This is a genomic window from Microbacterium hydrocarbonoxydans, assembly GCF_900105205.1.
In the GTDB taxonomy this organism is placed as follows: Bacteria; Actinomycetota; Actinomycetes; order Actinomycetales; family Microbacteriaceae; genus Microbacterium; species Microbacterium hydrocarbonoxydans.
Genome location: NZ_FNSQ01000005.1, coordinates 3225418 through 3245337, shown reverse-complemented (window position 1 = coordinate 3245337; position 19920 = coordinate 3225418). Strand labels below are relative to the sequence as shown.

Annotated in this window: 19 protein-coding genes; 9 read left to right on the top strand and 10 right to left on the bottom strand. The window is 69.5% G+C overall.

What is annotated here, in order from left to right:
- The first annotated feature begins 4 nt into the window (after positions 1-4).
- The 5 genes from BLW44_RS15870 to BLW44_RS15850 are packed head-to-tail and all read left to right on the top strand — an operon-like array spanning position 5 to position 6562.
- Complete coding sequence (locus tag BLW44_RS15870; protein WP_074731898.1) at positions 5-4246, top strand: WXG100-like domain-containing protein; 4242 nt, start codon at positions 5-7, stop codon at positions 4244-4246.
- On the top strand, positions 4243-4674 hold the full coding sequence (locus tag BLW44_RS15865; RefSeq protein ID WP_060928777.1) for a hypothetical protein: 432 nt from the start codon (positions 4243-4245) through the stop codon (positions 4672-4674). The genes BLW44_RS15870 and BLW44_RS15865 overlap by 4 nt, the downstream gene beginning before the upstream one ends.
- Positions 4671-5570 (top strand): hypothetical protein, encoded by a 900-nt coding sequence (locus tag BLW44_RS15860; protein WP_074731896.1) that lies wholly within the window; start codon positions 4671-4673, stop codon positions 5568-5570. The genes BLW44_RS15865 and BLW44_RS15860 overlap by 4 nt, the downstream gene beginning before the upstream one ends.
- A gap of 36 nt (positions 5571-5606) precedes the next feature.
- The gene (locus BLW44_RS15855; RefSeq protein WP_139305297.1) at positions 5607-6092 is read left to right on the top strand and encodes a DUF6301 family protein; all 486 of its coding nucleotides are present in this window, start codon (positions 5607-5609) and stop codon (positions 6090-6092) included.
- Positions 6092-6562, top strand: a complete 471-nt coding sequence (locus BLW44_RS15850; protein WP_060926425.1) for a TY-Chap domain-containing protein — start codon at positions 6092-6094, stop codon at positions 6560-6562. Before BLW44_RS15855 ends, BLW44_RS15850 begins: the two co-directional genes overlap by 1 nt.
- Positions 6563-6610: 48 nt before the next feature.
- Here the strand turns inward: BLW44_RS15850 and BLW44_RS15845 are convergent, their stop codons facing one another.
- Together BLW44_RS15845 and BLW44_RS15840 are read right to left on the bottom strand one after the other, a co-directional pair.
- Complete coding sequence (locus BLW44_RS15845) at positions 6611-7081, bottom strand: recombinase family protein (RefSeq protein ID WP_060926424.1); 471 nt, start codon at positions 7079-7081, stop codon at positions 6611-6613.
- A 52-nt stretch (positions 7082-7133) separates the two neighbouring features.
- Positions 7134-8123 (bottom strand): malate dehydrogenase, encoded by a 990-nt coding sequence (locus tag BLW44_RS15840; protein ID WP_060926423.1) that lies wholly within the window; start codon positions 8121-8123, stop codon positions 7134-7136.
- Between the two features lie 51 nt (positions 8124-8174).
- On the opposite strand from BLW44_RS15840, the gene ypfJ reads away from it, so the two are divergent.
- The gene (gene ypfJ / locus BLW44_RS15835; protein WP_060926422.1) at positions 8175-9056 is read left to right on the top strand and encodes a KPN_02809 family neutral zinc metallopeptidase; all 882 of its coding nucleotides are present in this window, start codon (positions 8175-8177) and stop codon (positions 9054-9056) included.
- Positions 9057-9060: 4 nt separating this feature from the next.
- On the opposite strand, the gene BLW44_RS15830 is transcribed toward ypfJ, so the two are convergent.
- Positions 9061-9690, bottom strand: a complete 630-nt coding sequence (locus tag BLW44_RS15830; protein ID WP_060926421.1) for a hypothetical protein — start codon at positions 9688-9690, stop codon at positions 9061-9063.
- A 49-nt stretch (positions 9691-9739) separates the two neighbouring features.
- On the opposite strand from BLW44_RS15830, the gene pip reads away from it, so the two are divergent.
- A complete protein-coding gene (gene pip, locus BLW44_RS15825) occupies positions 9740-10708 on the top strand; it encodes a prolyl aminopeptidase (protein WP_174521347.1) in 969 nt (322 codons plus the stop codon).
- A gap of 13 nt (positions 10709-10721) precedes the next feature.
- On the opposite strand, the gene BLW44_RS15820 is transcribed toward pip, so the two are convergent.
- The 3 genes from BLW44_RS15820 to BLW44_RS15810 are packed head-to-tail and all read right to left on the bottom strand — an operon-like array spanning position 10722 to position 14224.
- Positions 10722-12500 (bottom strand): aldehyde dehydrogenase family protein, encoded by a 1779-nt coding sequence (locus tag BLW44_RS15820; RefSeq protein ID WP_060926420.1) that lies wholly within the window; start codon positions 12498-12500, stop codon positions 10722-10724.
- A 45-nt stretch (positions 12501-12545) separates the two neighbouring features.
- A complete protein-coding gene (locus BLW44_RS15815) occupies positions 12546-13922 on the bottom strand; it encodes an MFS transporter (protein WP_060926419.1) in 1377 nt (458 codons plus the stop codon).
- 38 nt (positions 13923-13960) lie between these two features.
- Entirely contained in the window at positions 13961-14224 is a 264-nt protein-coding gene (locus BLW44_RS15810) for a glutaredoxin family protein (protein WP_060926418.1), read from the bottom strand.
- Between the two features lie 120 nt (positions 14225-14344).
- Between BLW44_RS15810 and BLW44_RS15805 the strand changes: the two genes are divergently transcribed.
- Positions 14345-14737: an SIP domain-containing protein gene (locus BLW44_RS15805; RefSeq protein WP_060926417.1), complete on the top strand. Its 393-nt coding sequence runs from the start codon at positions 14345-14347 to the stop codon at positions 14735-14737.
- A 23-nt stretch (positions 14738-14760) separates the two neighbouring features.
- On the opposite strand, the gene BLW44_RS15800 is transcribed toward BLW44_RS15805, so the two are convergent.
- A complete protein-coding gene (locus BLW44_RS15800; protein WP_060926416.1) occupies positions 14761-15222 on the bottom strand; it encodes an FAD synthase family protein in 462 nt (153 codons plus the stop codon).
- 164 nt (positions 15223-15386) lie between these two features.
- Between BLW44_RS15800 and BLW44_RS15795 the strand changes: the two genes are divergently transcribed.
- Positions 15387-16565, top strand: coding sequence for a glycosyltransferase (locus BLW44_RS15795; RefSeq protein ID WP_060926415.1), 1179 nt, complete (start codon positions 15387-15389; stop codon positions 16563-16565).
- Positions 16566-16569: 4 nt separating this feature from the next.
- Here the strand turns inward: BLW44_RS15795 and BLW44_RS15790 are convergent, their stop codons facing one another.
- From BLW44_RS15790 to rfbA, 3 genes are read right to left on the bottom strand one after another with little or no spacing between them, the layout of a single operon-like run.
- Complete coding sequence (locus BLW44_RS15790; RefSeq protein ID WP_060926414.1) at positions 16570-17988, bottom strand: sugar nucleotide-binding protein; 1419 nt, start codon at positions 17986-17988, stop codon at positions 16570-16572.
- The gene (rfbB, locus tag BLW44_RS15785) at positions 17988-18986 is read right to left on the bottom strand and encodes a dTDP-glucose 4,6-dehydratase (RefSeq protein ID WP_060926413.1); all 999 of its coding nucleotides are present in this window, start codon (positions 18984-18986) and stop codon (positions 17988-17990) included. Before rfbB ends, BLW44_RS15790 begins: the two co-directional genes overlap by 1 nt.
- Positions 18983-19855, bottom strand: a complete 873-nt coding sequence (gene rfbA, locus BLW44_RS15780) for a glucose-1-phosphate thymidylyltransferase RfbA (protein ID WP_060926431.1) — start codon at positions 19853-19855, stop codon at positions 18983-18985. Before rfbA ends, rfbB begins: the two co-directional genes overlap by 4 nt.
- Positions 19856-19920 lie beyond the last annotated feature (65 nt).

Below are 19920 nucleotides of genomic sequence, written 5' to 3'. Positions count from 1 at the left end.
TCCGATGGTGAGAATAGATCCCGCGAAGTTCTCCGCGGCAGCAGACGCATACGACGCCATCTCCCAGCAGGCCCTGAACTACGCCATCGAGGCGCGCGGCTCGCTCAGCGGCTTCGGCGGCATCGCCGGCACCGACCCCGGCGGGGAATCCTTCGCCGAGTCCTACGACGCGATGGCTGCGGCAGCCCTCCAGACCCTCTACGACATCGCCGTCGCGACCCGCGGTCTCGACCGCACGCTGATGGCGTCCGGTGGCACCCACGCGCAGGCCAACGCCAACGCCGAGCGCATCGTCTATGACGCCTCATCCGCGTTCGTGCTGCGACCGGCGATCGCCGAGTCCTCCGTCGCACCGCCGCCCTCTGCCTTCGGTGGTCGGCCGGACACCATGGTCCAGGGCCTCGACAGCGCGGCTGTCTGGGTCTGGGACCAGATCCTCAACTTCATCGGGACACTGTTCCCCGACGGCGACCCCGAGCAGCTCGAGGCTGCAGGTAGCGCCTGGGCCGGCATCCTCAGCGACATCCGGAGCCTGCGCACCGACATCCGCCTGGGCGACAACGTGCTCGCGGGCATCGAGAGCGGCGAGATCGCGGCGATCCAGCAGAAGATCGACGACTTCGCCGACGGGCTGACGATCTTCCTCAGCGACGACGAGGGCATCGGCCAGATCGACAACATCTGCCGCGAGTACGCGACGACCATCCGGGACACCCTCGAGGAGACCCGACAGATGATCGCCCAGCTGGTGATCGAGGTCATCGCGGGTGCGGGGCTCAGCTTCGCCCTGTCGTTCGTGACCTTCGGCGCCGCGGGTGTCGCTGGCGCCGCTGCGATCACGGCTCGGATCGGTGTCATCGCTACGCGTATCGGCGGCCTCGTCGCCCGGTGCGTGGCGACCGCCGGACGCCTCGCGTCCCGCCTCCACGGCATCATCCCCGGGCTCGTGCGGGCCGGAACCCGGTTCCCGAAACTCACCAAGGCGGGCATCGAGATCGTGTCCGGCACGGCGTCGTCCGTACTCGCCGAGACCGTCCAGGGCAGTGAGGCCAACTACGGCGCCGCGTTCCTCTCGGGGTTCGCAGGAAGCTCCATCACCGCCGGGATCGTGGCCCCGTTCGGCCGGGCCGGTGAGCGGTTCGCCGTGCAGGCGCTCGCCAACGGCGCCGGCGGTGCCGGCGGCACGGTGGTCGACGCCGTGGCGCGTGGCGAGGACATCACCGCCGCCTCCATCGCCATGGGCACCGGTCTCGGCGTCGCGGGGTCCGCGCGTCTGCCAGGACGCCGCAACCCTGGCGCGGCCTCGGGCGGCAGTGGCGGCGGCGGCGTGCACGTCAACGACTACGACGGTCCTTCGGGCACCGGCGACGCGGCCAACGCCTCGGGCGGCGACGGCGGAGGAGCTCCGCGCTCCGACTACGACGGCCCCAGCGGCCAGGGCGGCGACGTCGGCGGCAGCGGTGGCGAGGGCGGCTCGGCCTCCTCGAACCACGGCGACGCTCCCACGGCGACCGACATCCACGTCACGCCCGAGGGCAACGGCGGCGACGGCGGCAACAGCGGCAGTGGTGGCGACGGTGGCAACACCAACGCAGGCGGCGACAACAGTCCTGCTCCGGAGAACAGTCCTGCTCCGGAGAACACTCCTGCTCCGGAGAACAGTCCTGCTCCGGAGAACAGTCCTGCTCCGGAGAACAGTCCTGCTCCGGAGAACACTCCTGCTCCGGAGAACAGTCCTGCTCCGGAGAACAGTCCTGCTCCGGAGAACACTCCTGCTCCGGAGAACACTCCTGCTCCGGAGAACACTCCTGCTCCCGAGAACAGTCCTGCTCCGGAGAACACTCCTGCTCCCGAGAACAGTCCTGCTCCCGAGAACAGTCCTGCTCCCGAGAACACTCCTGCTCCCGAGAACACTCCTGCTCCCGAGAACACTCCTGCTCCCGAGAACACTCCTGCTGGCGGGGACTCGTCCGGCACGGGCGCCGGCGGCAGCACGTCGACCACGCCGGAGGCTCCGGCGGCCCCGGTCGGCACCGGCGGCGACTCGACGTCGACCGGCGACTCCTCGACGTCGACCGACCCGGATGCCGGGGTGGATGGACCCCCGCCCGTGGATCCTGACGGCGACCTCGGTGTCGACCCCACGGCGGACGGTGCGGATCCCGACGCGGGCGACAGCACCGCAGAGGGCGACGGCGACGGCGCGGACCCGACGGCGGACGGCGCTGACGGCGACGACGCCCCCGTGCACGCGCCGACCGATTCGACGTCCTCGACCGGCGATCAGCCGGCGCAGCAGTGGGGTGACGGCGGACCGGCCCAGGATGCGCACGGCCGGGACTACCTCGAGCGTGAGGACGGTCGTCGCACTCTTGCGGGCGACCCCGACGACACGTATCGTGACCGCGCCGGTCGGCTGCATGACGAGGACACGCACCAGTTCGTGCCCGACCACAACCGACCGGATGTCAACGACCTCCCCGTCGATCGGGCCGTCCGCGGCGACACGACCGAGGTCGGGCTCGATGGAGACGCGCAGACTGCGCACCAGTCGCAGGTCGATGCTCGTGCCGACCTGCAGGCCGATGCGAACGCCGCCGCAGCTCGCGTCGACCAGCTGGCGGATGCTGCGGGGATCGACCCTCGCCTGCTCGACGGCTCCTCGCACGACGTGCAAGCGACGCTCGAGACCCTGAAGAGGGATGGCGTCATCTCGCCTCGGCAGCAGGCCGAGCTCGACAGGGCCATCACCGCCGAGCGCGACGCTCTGGCCGATCTCCGAGGTTCGTCCGAGCAGCTGGGCGACCAGGCGGCCGGTGCTGTGTCGGCGGCTCGTGGAGAGACCACGCTGATCCCGCCGGGCGGCGCAGGCGCCGGCCAGTTCGACCACGTGACCATCACGGGCGACCCGTCGCCGACGCTGCACGTCTACGAGGCGAAGGGCGGCAATTCCTCGCTCGGCTATCGCACCGTCGACGGCGTTCGCGCCGAGCAGGGCACGACCGCGTACCTCAACGACATCGCCGGCCGCGACACCCGCCTCGCAGACAGCCTCGATGCCTACATGCAGAGCCCTGACGCTGACCCCCGCGTGGTCGAGGCGATCCGCAACGGCACGCTCGACGTGCGCTACGAGCTCGTCCAGGCGCGACCGGACGGCACCATCCGCGTCACGGACTTCCAGATCGATCGCAGCCAGGTCCGCGTGCCCGGCTCCGACTCGACAGTGTCTCCGGCGGGCGCTGAGCGGACCACCCCCGGCGCTGACGGGACGACCGCGCGCGCTGAGGCGACGACTGCGGGTCCTGAGGCGACGACGGCGGGTCCCGAGGTGACGCCCGCGGGCTCTGAGACGGGGACCGACGGCGCAGAGACTGCGCAGGGCGGCGACACGGCTCAGGAGGCAGGAGCAGCGGACGCCGACAGCACGGATGGCGAGTCCTCCATCGATGGTGACGGCACCGACGGTGGTGACATCGATGGTGACGACATCGATGGTGACGACATCGATGGAGACGACCTCGACGGCGGCAGCGGCGTCGGTGGCCCCGGCGACGGTGGCGACCCCGTCGATCCGACGAACGGCGCCGGCCACGGCGACGGGCCCGACCGCAGCTCCGATCAGATCATCCGTGAGTTCGCCGAGGCGAACGGTCTGTCGAACCAGGATCTGCACGACCTCCGGCACACGCCGGCGTCGCAGCTCTCGGCGGACCAGCGCGCTCAGCTCCTCGAACTGCGCGGTCTCATCGATGCGCCCACGCCCGACACCCGCCTGGTCAAGGTGATCCCGTTCGACGATGTCAGCCGCTACCAGTACGGTCAGTACGGGCCGCAGGTCGGCGGGTTCGTCGCCCGCGCGAGCGACCTGAATCCGTGGGGCGGACTCGACCAGGTCGTGGCCGACGCTCGCCTGGACTACACGCCCAACAGCGGTCAGGTGAACCCGTACACGGCTCCGGGTGCAGACTCCTACGGCTTCATCGAGTTCCAGACCGACGACGTCGACCTGCTGGGCGTGCCGTTCTCGCCGGAGTTCGACGGCACGGCCGAGTACGACCAGCCGTTCGCCGGATCCGGCTTCCTGCTGAACCGCGACGACGTCTGGCGGCCTGAGTACGAGGCATCCGCTCGGATGGATCTGTCGGCAGGAGCGCGTCTGTGGGCGGTCGGACCTGATGGCCCCCGTCTGGTGGGCATCTACGTTCCCGGTCGCGGATTCTTCAGCCCCGGCTCCGGCTCGTGACCGACGCGCTGGAGAAGCGGGGCCTCCACGCCCGGTGGAAGGGCGTCGACTACCGGCTCGTCCACAAGGGCTCGGGGTGGGTGCTGCAGACGGACAGGGCGACGCCCGGATTCGACGAAGCGGCGTTCACGAAGAATGCTCCTGCACGCTTCGAGCGGAAGGTGGATCCGACGGAGAAGCTCGAGTGCTTCCGGATCTCCCACTCCGGGTCGTACCGCGGTATCCCGGTCGAGATCTCGCCGAGCAATCAGGGTCGCGTGATGGCGGTCACGAAGGACCCGCGAGCGCGGGAGAACGGGTTTGATAGCTTTGAGCGCGATGCCTGGGTGAAGCTCATCCCGGCGAACGATCGGGATCTGCGGATCACCGAGACGCGCACCCCGGTTCCCGCACCGTGGCTAGGGGCCGACCCCGGAGGAAGACGATGACCGAACTGATCTTGGCAGTGACGCCCGCGCGTGGCCGTGCGTGGTTGAGCCAGGCGATCGGCTGGGTCGCCGGGTACGTCGTCCGTCGCGACGATGTGGTCGCGGCGACCACGCCCGCCGCGCTGTTCGCCGAGCTCGGGCTCGCCTACCCCGGTTCTCCGTTCAGCGCCGACGCCCCCCACATCGACACGCTCCGGATCCCCGCGGCGTCCTACCTCGCTCTCGAGTCTCCCGGGACCGGCGATGTCGTCCCGCCCTTCCGTGATCACCCTCCGCTCAGCGGCACCGGGTTCGTCGAGAGCGCCTCCGCCATGGTGCCGTACTGGTGGCTCGCGCCCAGCGCCCTCCCGGCCGGCACGAGCCTGTGGCGGACGCACGCGGACGGTCGCGAGGAGATCCTCGCCGGGTATGCGCACGTCGCCGAGGGGTGGGTGTCCACCCGACCGGACTTCGTTCTGCAGCCCGTCCCGCCGCGCTCACCCGAGCTCGTCGGAGTGTGGGCCGAGATCGCGGGAGAGCGGATGCTGGCCGACCTGCTTCCCGACGGGACGGCCATCGTGTGCGCTCCCGACGAGCGCGAGGGCATGCGCCAGTCGTCTCGTGGCGTCTGGTGGCGCACGGCGACCGACGGCGAGATCGATCGCCTCTTCGCCGTCCGCGTGCTGGGGCGCTGGCGCAACCGCCGCGTGCAGCTCGTCGGAGTCGAACGGGGTGAGTCGGGCGACCGCGCCCACATCGTCTTCCTCGGACACGATGCGATCGACGCGGAGTCGCTCGGGCTCACGAAGACCGACGCGGGCGTGTACGAGGGTGTCGTCGATGCGGTCGAGGTCCGTGATCTCGGTGAAGAGCAGACCGAGCTCCCGGCAGCGACCGCCGCCGATGCCGCACAGTGATCCTCTTCCGCCGCACGTGATCGATAGGGTTCTTGTATGAGCTGGAAAGTGATGACCCCCGCCGAGGTCTGCGACCTGATGGACTTCTGGATCGCTGCTCCGTGGCCGCTGACGCAGGAGGAGACCCAGAAGCTCGCCGTCGAGCGCTTCGGGTGGACCATCGAGGTCGAGAACGGGACGCCGTACCTGATGAACACGGTCTCGAACTTCACGTTCACCGATGTGATGACCACCGATTCGCGCGGCCGGATGATGCACCTGACCCTCGACATCTCCGACACCATCCGCGAAGTCACGGAGGAGTCGACGGCGTTCCTCGGCGATGCGTTCACGCTGATGGTGCGAGAGGGGTCGTCGCGATGGGGCGACCCGAAGAACCTGAAGGTCAAGGACACGGTGTCCGCGCGCTGGGACGTCGAGGGCGGTGCGCGGGTGACGTTCAACTTCGCGCCCAAGGGACTGTCCGCGCGCTTCGAGACACCTCAGGGTGCCGAGGTCGAGCGCAAGCTGGGCGACCGCTGATGTCCGAATGGGATGAGTTCGGGCAGCGTCTCGCGTCGACGTTCCGCCAGGTGTCGGATCGGGTGTTCCTGATCATCGCGTCGGAGTCCGATCCCGCGCGATACGTGCAGTTCGCCGGCCAGAGCGACCGGCTGGATGCAGAGGCGCCGGCGACGGACGTCGTGGCGGATGCCGACGAGTCGGCTCTGCGCGGCGCCGGCTGGTCGGCTCCGAACAGTGCGCAGCCGAACTGGTCGTCCTCGCTGGTCCTCCCCGCCCTCACGGCCGAGTACGAGGAGCTGGCGGCGCGTTGCGTCGTCGCACTGCGGGATGCGTACGGCATCGACGGTCCGGACGAGCTGGCCTATCGCGCCTGGCGCGAGGGTGAGCAGATTCCGACGGGCGAGACCTGGACGGCCGAGCAGATCGACCGTCTCGACCGCGGAGCGGAGTCGCTCGAGCTCGACGCGCTGGGGATCGCCTCCGTCTGAGGGGTCGGCGGAAGAGCCCCGTCTCAGGAGCTTCGTCCGCGAAGCCGGTCAGCGGGCCGCGTCGGCCAGGTGCCGGGCGTTGTGGCTGAGCACCTTGACGATGATCCCGTGCCGCCGCAGCTCCTTCGCGGTGCGCGCGCCCTCATCCGCGTCGCGCCCCAGCGCATGGATGTTCGCGACGACCAGGACGTCGCCGGTCTTGAGCGTGGCGATCAGGCGCGACAGGCGGTCGCTCCAGCTCTCCAGGATGTCGGGGGCGGGGTGACGGAAGCCTTCGATCGGCACGCCGAACCGCGTCAGATCATCCCGCTGCTCGACGACCGACGGCATGCCGTCGCGGGAGACCACGAGACCGACCAGGCGGGAGCCGTCCGGGCGGGCGAGCCAGAAATCACGGTTCTGCTGCAGTTCGGTGAAGCACTTCGGGCACTCGGCGGCGGCGTGCGGCAGGTGCAGCGGGCTCGTCAGGGCCTCATCGACGGATGCCGTCGCCTTCATGGGATCGATCGTCTCGCTCATCGCGCACCTCCGGCATCCATTCTGCCCTGCTCGGAGCCTCCGCGGTGACGTTTCAGAGCAGCCCGAGTGATCGCACCGCCTCGCGTTCCTCGACGAGCTCGGCGACCGACGCGTCGATGCGTGCACGGGCCCAGTCGCTCACCTCGAGACCCTCGACGATCTGCCATCCGCCATCGACGGATCGCACCGGGAACGAGGAGATGAGCCCCTCTGGCACGCCGTACTCGCCGTGCGAGACGACGCCGGCGGAGGTCCAGTCCTCGGTGCCCCGCACCCAGTCGCGCACGTGCTCGATCGTGGCGTTGGCGGCGGATGCCACGGACGACGAACCGCGCACCTGGATGATCTCCGCACCCCGCTTCGCGACGCGGGGGATGAAGGTCTCGGCGAGCCAGGTCGGCACGTCGCCGACGATGGCCTCGAGGGCGGCGTCGACGGGCTGTCCGCCGACCGTCGCGTACGACACGTCCGGGAACTGCGTCGCCGAGTGGTTGCCCCAGATGGGCAGCCGGCGGATCGTGTCGACCGGCACGGCGAGCGTCTGTGCGAGCTGTGCGCGCGCTCTGTTCTCGTCGAGGCGGGTGAGGGCGCTGAACCGCTCGGCCGGCACGCCGTCGGCGGATGCCGCGGCGATCAGCGCGTTCGTGTTCGCGGGGTTGCCGACGACGGTGACGCGCACGCCCTCTGCGGCGTGCGCGGCGATCGCGGCGCCCTGCGGCCCGAAGATGCCCGCGTTCGCGGCCAGCAGGTCGCCGCGCTCCATGCCGGGTCCCCGTGGACGGGCCCCGACCAGGAGCGCGAGGTCCGCACCGTCGAATCCGACCGCGGGGTCATCCGTCACCTCCACGTGCTCGAGCAGGCCGAACGCGCCGTCCTGCAGCTCGAGGGCGGCACCCTCCGCCGCACCCAGCCCCTGCGGGATCTCGAGCAGCCGCAGCCGCACCTTCTCGTCCGGGCCGAGCAGGTCCCCGGCCGCGATGCGGAAGAGCAGCGCGTATCCGATCTGTCCACCGGCACCGGTCAGCGTGATCGTGGTCGTCATGACACGAGCCTACGACTCGGGGGATGCCGTGGTGCAGAGTACCCTCATGGCATGACGTTCAATCCCGATGCCGATGTCTCCGGCAACACCGCCCGTCGTCGAGGACGCGGCGCCGTCGTGGCAGGTGCCGGCGGTGTCGGACTGCTCGGCATCATCGCGCTCATCGCCGGCCCGCTGCTGGGCATCGACCTGACCGGCCTCCTCGGGGGTGGAGGTGCGACCGGCGGCGGGAGCGAGCCGTCCGGCGGCAGTGTGATCGAGGACTGCCTCACGGGCGAGGACGCGAACGAGAACGTCGACTGCCGCGTGGCCGCCTCGCAGCTCGCGCTGGACGGCTTCTGGGAGGACAACATCGACGACTACCGTCGCCCGCAGCTGATCATCGTCGACGGGGCGACCTCGACGTCGTGCGGCACGGCCTCGAATGCGGTGGGGCCCTTCTACTGCCCGCCGGATGAGACGGTGTACATCGATCCGACGTTCTTCGACCTCATGCAGCAGCAGTTCGGCGCATCCGCCGGCGACCTCGCCCAGCTCTACATCGTGGGCCACGAGTGGGGCCACCACATCCAGTACATCCGCGGGACGATGGACAGGTACCCGAACAACGGCACCGGCCCCGACAGCAACGGCGTGCGCATCGAGCTCCAGGCCGACTGCTACGCGGGTGCATGGATCGGCCAGATGACCAAGGAGAAGGACAAGAACGGCGTCCCGTATCTCCTGGCGCCGACGGACGCCGAGCTCGATGACGCGCTGAACGCGGCGAACACCGTGGGTGACGACAACATCCAGCAGCAGTCGGGGTCGGTCAACCCCGAGAGCTTCACGCACGGCACGAGCGAGCAGCGGAAGTTCTGGTTCGCCAACGGCTATCAGAACGGCCTCGACGTCTGCGAGGGGCCCCTGACGGTGGCGGGCGACGAGCTCTAGCGAGTCAGACGCCGTCGATGCTGGTGAGGCCGCGCGTCGCGGCGAGGTCGTGCTTCCTGGCGTCGAAGTAGCGGTCGGGCTCGACGGCGAAGGGCTCGGTGTCGATCCACACCTTGTTCCCGTCGACTCGGAGCACCCCCACGTACATCGCTCTGTCCGCCTCCGACGTCCAGATCGTGAGCAGTCGCTCGTCTGCACGGTTCTTCTGCAGCGCACCGAGCGCGGCGATCACGCCGGCGCTGTCCGCGCTCCCGGTGCGGATGGCCGCCAGGACCTGCTCGATCGGGAATCCGGCGGCGTAGCCGTGGATCACCGCGTTCCGCAGCACTCCGCCGCCCTTGACGCGCCATCGCCTGGCACCGAGGAAGATCATCACGAGGCAGATCACGAAGATCACCGGCGGCATTCCGAATGCCGCCGCGATGGCCAGTCCGCTCCGGATGCGACCGCCCAGGGTCTCGACCGTGGCGAGCGGATTGAGGTAGACCAGCAGAGCCAGGACCACCATGATCCCCGCGATGATGCCCCACGTCGCGGTCTTGCGTGGCGAACGCTCCGATTCGAACAGATCGGGGCGGGTGGCGAACCAGGCGGAGAGATCGCGGGACTTCGATCGCAGCGGCGTGAAACTCATCTGATCACGCTAGCGTGGTCTCGTACGAGTTGTTCTGACCGGGGGGTCGATGACGATGAACCTGGATGCGCTGTATCCGCCGATCGAACCGCACGAGAGCGGCGAGTTGCTCGTCGGCGACGGGCACCGGATGTACTGGGAGGTCAGTGGCGCCCCTGACGGCAAGCCGGTGGTCTTCCTCCACGGAGGGCCGGGGAGCGGCACGTCTGCGTGGCAGCGTCGCTTCTTCGATCCGGAGAGCTACCGCATCGTGCTCCTCGACCAGCGCGGCTGCGGGCGCAGCACGCCGCACGCGAGTGCTCCTGACGCCGACCTCCGCTTCGTCACGACCGCGCACCTGATCGCCGACATCGAGCTGCTGCGCAAGAACCTCGGCATCGACCGGTGGCAGGTCTTCGGAGGCTCGTGGGGGAGCGCACTCGCGCTCGCCTATGCCCAGGCGCATCCCGAGGCGGTGAGCGAACTCGTCCTGCGCGGCATCTTCACGCTGCGCCGGGAGGAGCTGGAGTGGTTCTACGAAGGAGGCGCCGCGGCTCTCTTCCCCGACCTCTGGGAGGAGTTCATCGCCCCAATCCCGGTGCTCGAGAGGTCGCGGATGATCGAGGCATATCACCGGCGCCTGTTCGACCCCGATCCCGCCGTGCACGAGCCGGCCGCCCTCGCCTGGTCGCGGTGGGAGGCGTCGACGGTCACGCTGCGTCCGGACGCCGCGCAGATCGAGGCGATGTCCGATCCGCAGACCGCGACGGCGTTCGCCCGCATCGAGAACCACTTCTTCGTCCACCGTGGCTGGTGGACCGAGGGGCAGCTGATCGCCGGCGTCGACCGCATCCGACAGATCCCCGCCGTGATCGTGCAGGGGCGCCACGACGTGTGCACGCCGATGATGACCGCGTGGGACCTGCACACCGCCTGGCCGGAGGCGGAGTTCGTGGTCGTCGACGACGCCGGGCACTCCGCCACGGAGCCCGGCATCCAGCGCGCGCTGCGCGAGGCCACCGACCGATTCGCCCGCTGACGGGTGCGCCCTGTCAGGCGCGCAGCGCCTTCGCGAGGGTCTTCAGCAGGCCGATCACGCCACCGTCCGCGCGGAACCGGGTGAGTCCCTCGCTGACCGCGGCCCCCGTCCGTGCCGAGACGAACCACGGAGGCTTGGGGAGGATGCTGAGCCGGCCGCCGCCGTTCAGCACCGGCAGCGACCGGGGGAAGGGACGGAACGGTCCGCGGATCACCGAGCGCTCCACGTCGTCGAGCAGGAGCGCGTTGTGCACCACTCCGATGCCGCTCCCGACATCATCGATCGTGCTCCCCGGGTACGCGCCCCAGGTGAGCGTCGGCGTGATGAACCCGAATGCGGTCCAGCCGTTGATCGCGATGGACCCGTAGCGCAGTTCGGCGATGGCGCGTCCGAACCCGGAGCCCAGCGACTTCTCGGTCGCCGGATCGATCAGCAGGTTGGCACCGAGTGTGCCCTGCAGGCGATCGTTCGCATAGGCGACCGCAACATCGAGGAATGCCTGGCCGGTGCCGGGGAGAGCCACCACACCCAGCACCGGAGCGAAATACTCGGTGCTCTGCAGCGCTCCTGCGTCGTCATTATCGTCGACCTCGACCAGCACGCGGTCGCCGAGCACGAGGGCATCCGGATACGCCTCAGCGGCGAGGTCCATCCGTGCGGGTGACCCGGGGTACCAGATCGGCCGCTCCGGAGCCTGGGCGTAGGCGCGGCGCAGCGCGATGCGGAACTGCTCGGCCTGCGGCCAGTCCTCGGACATCAGGACGACCTGGCCCGCGATGCAGTTGTGCCCGCTGTTCTGCAGCCTCATCGTCGCGACGTGCTCGGCCTGGTAGGTGAGGTCGGCATCCGTCCACTCGCCGGGCACGATGATGATGGGCGAGACGCCGCCGAGCTCGGCCGTGATCGGCTTCTTCAGCTGAGGGCGGTTCTCGCGGCGACGCCGGGTCGCTGCGGACCCCGTGCCCCACACGATCGCGTCGAAGGTCGCGGCAGATCCGGTGATGTGCACATGCGCGAGATCGGGATGCGTCGTCAGGTAGCCGCCGACCGCCGGCCCGCCGCGCACGATGCGCAGCAGCCCCGGACCGATGAGCGGCGCGAAGGCGCGCTTGTAGATCGGCACCAGCGCATCCTGCGTGGGATTGACCTTGAGGAGCGCCGTGCGGTTGTGGGCGAGCAGTTCGTAGAGCACGTCGAGCACGGGGATCGAGGTGATGTTGCCTGCGCCGAGTACGAGGCCGACGCCGCCGGACTCCGACGGCGTGCGCTGCGCGAGACCCGCGGCGGCACGTGCACCGCGCGGGGTCGTTCCCGGCTTCAGCCAGACCTCCCCGGTGTAGCCCGAGAGCAGGATGCGGTCGATGCCGGTGAGCGGGAACGCCTGCACCGCCGTGCGACCGCCCGGTGCCCGCCCGACCGTGACGCCGTCGAGGGGGTTCGTGCCGTTCGCGAGTCGCGTGAGGGTCTCGATGTAGGCGTCCAGAGCGCCCAGGACGCTGTACGGTCCGCTCAGCCACTCCTCGCCCCGGAGTGGATGCCGCCCGTCCAGACCCTTCGAGACGGCGGCGGTGTGCGCCCAGTCCTCGGCGGAGGCCGCCACGCTCGTGCGCACCGCCTGCAGCAGCGTGACCCGCTGAGCGAGCGTCAGAGCCGACCACGTGCGGGTGCCGACATGCAGATCGGCGATCGCGGCGTCGAGGCGCTCGCGTTCCGCCTCGCTGAACTCGGTGCCCTTCCCCGACGGGGCGGGGGCGGGCGTGGTCGCGGTGGACGGGCTGGTCGCAGAAGTCATCGGCGTCTCCTTCGGACGGGATCCCAGCTTAGGCCGCGCCTCTCGTCAGGACTCGATGTCGTGGCGCCTCAGGCGGTAGCGCCGCAGCACGAGCAGACTCGCGCCCATCAGCACGGCGGGAAGGATGCTGAAGCTCCAGACGATCCCCGCGACGGCGGCATCCGGCTGCTCGGAGATCGCCCCGGCGACCGTGGAGACGTACCCGGTCGCCGCGAGGGTCAGCGACACCGCGGTGGCGCCCAACGCGAAGCCGATCGTCTCGCCGGCGGTCCACACGCCGGTGAACGTACCGGCGCGGCCGGCGCCGCTGCGGCGCTCATCGTGCGAGATCACATCGGGGAGCATGGCCATGGGCAGGGACTGCAGCCCCGCGTATGCGACGCCGGCCAGGGCGATCGATCCGTACATCCATGCTCCGGGGGCCCATGCCGCGACGATGAGCGATGCCGCGGCGGTGAGGAAGACCGCGCTCGCGATGGCGAACGCCCGCTCTTTGCCGATGCGGCGTGACACGGCCGTCCACACCGGGGTGGCGACGAGCGCCGGGCCGACCAGCGCGAGGAAGACGAGCGTCACGGCGTCCTCGGAGCGCAGCACCCACGTGGCGACGTACTGGGCTCCGGCGAGCATCGTGCCGGTCGCGAGCGCCTGCAGCAGGAATGTTCCCAGCAGCGCGCGGAACGGCTGACTGCGCCGCAGAGTGTCGAGTGCGGCGGAGTACTGCTCGCGGACGCTCGTCGGCGCGGTCTCCGCGAGTTCTCCGGCTCCGGTGACCCGCGCTGCGACATCCGCCGTGCGGGACGCGATGAGCATCCCGATGCCGATCGTGAGACCCGCGACGACGCCCATCAGCAGGTAGCCGAGTACCGGATCGGAGCCGGCGCGGCGCAGTTCGGGGCCGCCGGCGCCGAACAGCAGGATCGCGGCAGTCAGCACGACCACGCGCCAGCCGAGCAGTCGCGTGCGCTCGTCATAGCCAGAGGTGAGCTCTGCGGGAAGAGCGACGTACGGCACCTGGAAGAGGCTGAAGGAGGTGGCAGTGCCGAGGAAGGCCAGGAGCACGCAGATCGCCCCGGCGACGGGTCCCCACGAAGGGGGGACCGCGAAGGTCAGGGCGAAGAACACCGGGAGCGTGAGCGCCCCGAGCACCATGAGGCCACGGCGTGAGCCGGTGCGGCGGTACTGACGGTCGGATGCCGCGCCGATCAGCGGATCGATCACGACGTCCCAGATCTTGGCTGCGGTGACGATCAGGCCGGCGGCGAGGGCGGCGACGCCGAGGTTGTCGGTGAGGAAGTAGGTCAGCACCAGCCCGGGCAGTGTGGCGTAGCCGCCGGTGCCGAGCGAGCCGACCGCGTAGAGCGTGATCGTGCGTGCGGACAGTCGGACGGATGCTCGTTCGGGCCGAGCCGCGGTGCTCATCGCGCCAGTGTATCGGTGCGCGACGAGCCCCCTTCCGGTCAGATCAGCGAGAGCTCGCGCAGCTTCGCCTCGACATCGGCGTTCGACGGCTCGACGTGGTGCGAGGAGTCGGGGTAGACCACGACAGGGATGTTCGTGCGACCCGAGATCTCCTTCGCGACATCTGCCGCCGAGGGCTCGGCGACGAGGTCGATGTAGGTGTACTCGATGCCGAGGGAGTCGAGCTGCTTCTTCGTGCGGATGCAGTCGCGGCACCAGTCGGCGCCGAACATCGTGATGGCGGATTCTGCAGGAGAGGTCATGCATCCAGCCTAGAACCGCCCGGCTGGACGAGGGCCGACAGCGGATCGCTTCGACAGCGGACCGCTCCGACGTGGCAGTGACCCATTGCAGGTAAGGCTTACCTTACCTATGCTGGATGCATGAGCACCGCCTGCGAGCACGTCGAGGATCCGGACTGGGAGAACATCGAGGGCGTCGTGCTGATCGCCGGTGACTCGACCGACGCCGGTGCCATCGCCTCGATCGCCGCGCGCATGCCGTGGGACGCAGAAGGGGTCATCCTGATCGAGGCATCCGCCCGCATCCAGTTCCGCCACATCGACGTGCCGGAGGGCGTATCGGTCCGATGGCTGCTCCGTGGCGACGGGGTCCGTCAGCACGCGAAGGGAGAGCGTCTCGCGACCGCGGTGCATTCGTGGTGCGTCGAATGGACCTGTGGCGAGCCGCAGCTGCAGTGGACCGTCTGGCTCGGGGCGCACACCCCACCCCACGTCGCCCGCATGGCGCGGAGCCTGCTCGGCGTGGCTAACTGAACCCAGCGCGTCGAGAGCTGGACTCAGCGCGTCGCGAGCGCGGGGGCACCACCGAGGGTGGCGCCCGCCGTGATCGCGTCGAGGGCACGGCGCAGCGACGAGCTCGACGTGTGCGCCGTGTACGGGAAGTACACGACCTCGACGCCGACCTCGGCGAACTCGCGCTCGAGGCGGAGTCCCTTGTCGGTGCCGCGCCAGTCGTCGCCCTTGAAGAAGTGCGTGAACTGCACCTCGCGCCACGAGTCCATCTTCGATGGAGTCGTCTCGACGTAGACGTCGTCGACGAACGAGATGTGACGGACGATCTCCGCCCGCTCGGCGGTCGGGATGACGGGCTCGATGCCCTTCACCTGCCGCAGCATCTCATCGCTGACGACACCGGCGACGAGGATGTCGCAGTGCTGCTTGGCGTGACGAAGAAGGTTCAGATGCCCGACATGAAACAAGTCGAAGGCACCAACGGCGTAGCCGATGCGCGTCCCCATGATCTCCCCAGATCAGTGATTCCCCAGAGAGCGGATCCCCATCCGCTCAGCGACTCCCACAGCCGCATCCCGCCAGCCTAGCAGGTGCGGGTTTCGCTGCCCATAGGAACCCATGGAACTATGGACTCCGCAGCGGATTCCGGTACAGCCGAAGGGGGAGGCGCGTGAGGACAGCGGTCACCGTCATCGTGCCGACCTTCAACGAACGCGACAACGTCGCCGAGCTCGTGGCCCGCACCGCGACGGCGCTCGCCGCCTATGACGCCGAGATCCTGTTCGTCGACGACAGCACCGACGAAACCGCCGCCGAGGTCGAGCGCGTCGCCGCCGACGCTCCACTGCCGGTCCGCGTGATCCACCGTGACGACAACACCGGCGGACTGGGCGGCGCCGTCGTGGTGGGCCTGCGGGCAGCATCCGCTGATCTCTGCATCGTCATGGACGGCGACCTGCAGCATCCGCCAGAGTTGCTTCCCGCGCTGCTGCGTCGACACGACGAGGGCGAGGCGGATGTCGTGGCAGCCTCCCGGTACATCGGGGGCGGTGACACCAGCGGCCTCGGGACTGCCGTGCGGTTCGGGGTGTCGAGGGCGGCGACATGGCTCACCCGGGCGATGTTCCCGATCCGGCTCGCGCGCAGCACCGATCCGATGACCGGGTTCTTCCTCGTCGATCGGCGCCGGCTCGATCTGCCGTCCCTCAAGCCGCAGGGCTTCAAGATCCTGCTCGAGATCCTCGCCCGCACCGACCTGCGCATCGCAGAGATCCCGATGGAGTTCGCGGAGCGTCGGCACGGCACCTCTAAGGCGAGCCTGCGGCAGGGTGCCACCTTCGTCGCCCATCTGGCGCGACTGCGCTTCGGCAAGATGTCGCTGTTCGCCCTGATCGGGTTGATCGGCGCGCTCGCCAACCTCGGCATCATGTGGCTGCTCACGGCCACCGGAGTGCCGTACATCTGGGCGGCGATCATCGGGGCCGAGGTCACGATCATCGGCAACTTCATCCTGCAGGAGCGCTTCGTCTTCGCCGACATGCGTACCGACGCCCGCGGGCTCGGCGGTCGCTTCGCCGCATCCTTCACCTTCAACAACGTCGAGGCCGCGCTGCGCATCCCGGTGATGGCCCTGATGGTCGAGTCCTGGCACATCTCCAGCGTGCTCGCGACGGGACTCTCGCTGATCGTCGCGTTCTTCGCGCGGTTCCTGTTCCACTCGCTCGTCGTGTACGCGCCGCAGCGCCGCCGGAGGACCGAGCCGGTGGGCAGCGAGCCGAAGCCCGACACCGCCGCGCTGCGCATCATCCGGGCGATCGATGCCGAGGCGATGAAGCCGGGCGAGCTCTAGCGCGTCAGTCGACGGGGCCCGCGAGGTACGCCTCGAGCGCGGCATCCGCGTCGCGGGGCGTCCATCCCGTCGAGGCGATGCGGCCGAGGTCGAGCATGCTGTTGAGCGGGCGGGGTGCGATAGGTCCTTCGCTGCCGGCGAAGTACTCGGCTGTGCTGACGTCGCTCACCGATGCCGGATCGTGGCCCGTCAGGCGGTAGACCGCGCGGGCGATGTCGGCCCACGAGCGAGGCTCGCCTCCGCCGGTGACGTTGTAGACCCCGAACGGCGCATCGGCGGCCAGCAGATGCAGGATCGCCGCGGCGAGGTCGTCGGTGAAGGTCAGCCGCCCGATCTGGTCGGCGACGACGCGAGGTGCGATCCCCCTGTCCGCCAGCGACGCCATGGTGCGCACGAAGTTCTGTCCTTCGCCGATCACCCAGGAGGTGCGCACGACGTAGTGCCGCGGCACGGTCGCCGCGATGGCGTCGCCGGCGGCCTTGGTCTGCCCGTAGACGCCGAGCGGGCTCACGGGGTCGTCCTCACGGTGCGGCGCGGATGACGACCCGTCGAACACGTAGTCGCTCGACACGTGCACGAGCGTGATGCCGTTCTCCGTCGCGACGCGGGCGAGCGCCGCGACACCGGCGACGTTCGCCGTCCAGGCCTGCGTGCGTCCCTCGGGCGTCTCGGCGCGGTCGACGGCGGTGTAGGCGGCGGCGTTGATGATCGTGCCGTAATCGCGCCAGCGGCGAGCGCTCGAGAGGCCGGGGTCGGCGAGGTCGAGGGTCTGCCTGGTCGCGTACTCGACGTGCGGGGCATCGCCGAGGGCGGCACGCAGAGCGAGTCCGAGCTGCCCGGCCGAGCCGATGACCAGCGTCTTGCGAGAGCCGATCGGCGTCACCTCGGCGAGCCGGGGATGTGCGAGGTCCTTGGCGGAGATCTCGACCTGGTCCAGCGGGATCGGCCAGGCGATCGCCGCCGTCTCGTCGGCGAGGTTGAGGAAGGAGTACGCCGCGTCCGGCGACCAGTGGTCGTTCACGAGATAGGTGTACGCCGTGTCGGCCTCGAGGGTCTGATACGAGTTGCCCACGCCCCGCGGCACGAGGATCGCTCGGGACGGATCGATCTCGGCGGTGAACACCGTGCCGAAGGTGTCGCCGTCGCGCAGGTCGACCCAGGCGCCGAAGATGCGCCCGGTCGCCACCGAGACCCACTTGTCCCACGGCTCCGCATGGATGCCCCGGGTGGTGCCGATCGCGTCGTTGAACGACACGTTGTTCTGCACGGGTCCGAAGTCGGGCAGTCCGGCGGCGACCATCTTCTCGCGCTGCCAGTTCTCCTTGAACCAGCCGCGGGAGTCGCCGTGCACCGGCAGATCGACCAGCAGCAGCCCGGGGATCGGGGTGCGGGTGACGGTGAGCGTCTTGCCGAACTCCGTCATCACTGTCCCTGGGCGGCGTAGAAGGACTCGGTGGCGTCCTTGGAGGGAGCCCACCAGTCCTCGTTCGCGCGGTACCAGTCGATCGTCGAGGCGAGTCCCGATTCGAAGTCCGAGTACTGCGGCTGCCAGCCGAGCTCCGTGCGCAGCTTCGTGGAGTCGATCGCGTAGCGCAGGTCGTGTCCCGCACGATCGGTCACGTGGTCGTAGGCGTCCGACGGCTGGCCCATCTGCGTGAGGATCAGCTCGACCACCGACCTGTTGTCCTTCTCGCCGTCGGCGCCGATGAGATAGGTCTCTCCGATCTCACCCTTCTCGAGGATCGTGAGCACGGCGGAGGAGTGGTCATCCGCGTGGATCCAGTCGCGCACGTTGAGTCCCGCCCCGTAGAGCTTGGGACGGATGCCGCGCAGGACGTTCGTGATCTGACGCGGGATGAACTTCTCGACGTGCTGATACGGGCCGTAGTTGTTCGAGCAGTTCGAGATCGTGGCCTGCACGCCGAACGAGCGCACCCAGGCCCGCACGAGCAGGTCGCTGCCCGCCTTCGTGGACGAGTACGGCGACGAGGGGTTGTAGGGCGTGCTCTCGGTGAACCGCTGCGGATCGTCGAGCTCGAGATCGCCGTAGACCTCGTCGGTCGAGATGTGGTGGAACCGGCGCTCGTGGCGACGGGCCGCCTCGAGCAGCGTGTACGTCCCGATGATGTTGGTGTCCAGGAACGGGCGCGGATCGTGCAGCGAGTTGTCGTTGTGCGACTCCGCCGCGTAGTGCACCACCGCGTCGACGCCCGCGAACAGCGAGTCGACGAGTTCGGCATCCGCGATGTCGCCCTCGACGAGCTCGACGCGGTCGGCGGGGAGGCCGGCGAGAGATGCGCGGTTGCCGGCGTAGGTGATCTTGTCGAGCACCGTGACGTGGGCGTCGGTGTGCGCGACGACGTGGTGCACGAAGTTGGATCCGATGAAGCCGGCGCCGCCGGTCACGAGCAGGCGGGTCATGCGCGCCCCCGCTCGAGCAGTGCGAGGAGGTACGAGCCGTATCCGGATTTCACCAGGGCGTCGGCGCGCTCCCGCAGCTCGTCGTCCGTGAGGAAGCCCTGTCGCCAGGCGACCTCCTCCGGCACTCCGATCTTCATGCCGGTGCGGCGCTCCATGGTGCGCACGTAGTCGGCAGCATCCGTCATCTGATCGAACGTCCCGGTGTCCAGCCACGCGGTGCCGCGGGGGAGCACCTCGACCTGAAGCTTCCCCCGCTCGAGGTACTCGCGGTTCACATCCGTGATCTCGTACTCGCCGCGTGCGCTGGGTGCCAGGGCGCGGGCGATCTCGATGACGTCGTTGTCGTAGAAGTAGAGTCCCGGCACGGCGTAGTTGCTCTGCGGATCCTTCGGCTTCTCCTCGAGCGAGACGGCCTGACCGTCGCCGTCGAAGGACACCACGCCGTACGCCTCCGGCTCGGCCACCCAGTAGGCGAACACCGCGCCGCCGTCGATGTCGGCGAAGCGCTTCAGCTGCGTGCCGAGGCCGGGGCCGTAGAGGAGGTTGTCTCCGAGGACGAGGGCCACGCTGTCGTCGCCGATGAAGTCGGCGCCGATCGTGAACGCCTGCGCGAGGCCGTCGGGGGATTCCTGCTGCGCGAACGTCAGCGAGATGCCGAACTGCGAGCCGTCGCCGAGCAGTCGTTCGAAGTGCGCGGCGTCGTGCGGGGTGGTGATCACCAGGATGTCGCGGATGCCGGCGAGCATCAGCGTCGACAGCGGGTAATAGACCATCGGCTTGTCGTAGACCGGGATGAGCTGCTTCGAGACTCCGAGGGTGATCGGATGCAGGCGGGTGCCCGAACCGCCCGCCAGAATGATGCCCTTCATGATCCCCCTCGTGAAAACGTCGATGTCCATGGTGGCGTCACACAGAGGACGGCTTCCCCTCGCCA

Coding starts and splice junctions, on each gene's coding strand:
- BLW44_RS15870 (WP_074731898.1), top strand. CDS start 5: ATGGTGAGAATAGATCCCGCGAAGTTCTCCGCGGCAGCAGACGCATAC.
- BLW44_RS15860 (WP_074731896.1), top strand. CDS start 4,671: ATGACCGAACTGATCTTGGCAGTGACGCCCGCGCGTGGCCGTGCGTGG.
- BLW44_RS15855 (WP_139305297.1), top strand. CDS start 5,607: ATGAGCTGGAAAGTGATGACCCCCGCCGAGGTCTGCGACCTGATGGAC.
- BLW44_RS15850 (WP_060926425.1), top strand. CDS start 6,092: ATGTCCGAATGGGATGAGTTCGGGCAGCGTCTCGCGTCGACGTTCCGC.
- BLW44_RS15845 (WP_060926424.1), bottom strand. CDS start 7,081: ATGAGCGAGACGATCGATCCCATGAAGGCGACGGCATCCGTCGATGAG.
- BLW44_RS15840 (WP_060926423.1), bottom strand. CDS start 8,123: ATGACGACCACGATCACGCTGACCGGTGCCGGTGGACAGATCGGATAC.
- ypfJ (WP_060926422.1), top strand. CDS start 8,175: ATGACGTTCAATCCCGATGCCGATGTCTCCGGCAACACCGCCCGTCGT.
- BLW44_RS15830 (WP_060926421.1), bottom strand. CDS start 9,690: ATGAGTTTCACGCCGCTGCGATCGAAGTCCCGCGATCTCTCCGCCTGG.
- pip (WP_174521347.1), top strand. CDS start 9,740: ATGACGATGAACCTGGATGCGCTGTATCCGCCGATCGAACCGCACGAG.
- BLW44_RS15820 (WP_060926420.1), bottom strand. CDS start 12,500: ATGACTTCTGCGACCAGCCCGTCCACCGCGACCACGCCCGCCCCCGCC.
- BLW44_RS15815 (WP_060926419.1), bottom strand. CDS start 13,922: ATGAGCACCGCGGCTCGGCCCGAACGAGCATCCGTCCGACTGTCCGCA.
- BLW44_RS15810 (WP_060926418.1), bottom strand. CDS start 14,224: ATGACCTCTCCTGCAGAATCCGCCATCACGATGTTCGGCGCCGACTGG.
- BLW44_RS15805 (WP_060926417.1), top strand. CDS start 14,345: ATGAGCACCGCCTGCGAGCACGTCGAGGATCCGGACTGGGAGAACATC.
- BLW44_RS15800 (WP_060926416.1), bottom strand. CDS start 15,222: ATGGGGACGCGCATCGGCTACGCCGTTGGTGCCTTCGACTTGTTTCAT.
- BLW44_RS15790 (WP_060926414.1), bottom strand. CDS start 17,988: ATGACGGAGTTCGGCAAGACGCTCACCGTCACCCGCACCCCGATCCCC.
- rfbB (WP_060926413.1), bottom strand. CDS start 18,986: ATGACCCGCCTGCTCGTGACCGGCGGCGCCGGCTTCATCGGATCCAAC.
- rfbA (WP_060926431.1), bottom strand. CDS start 19,855: ATGAAGGGCATCATTCTGGCGGGCGGTTCGGGCACCCGCCTGCATCCG.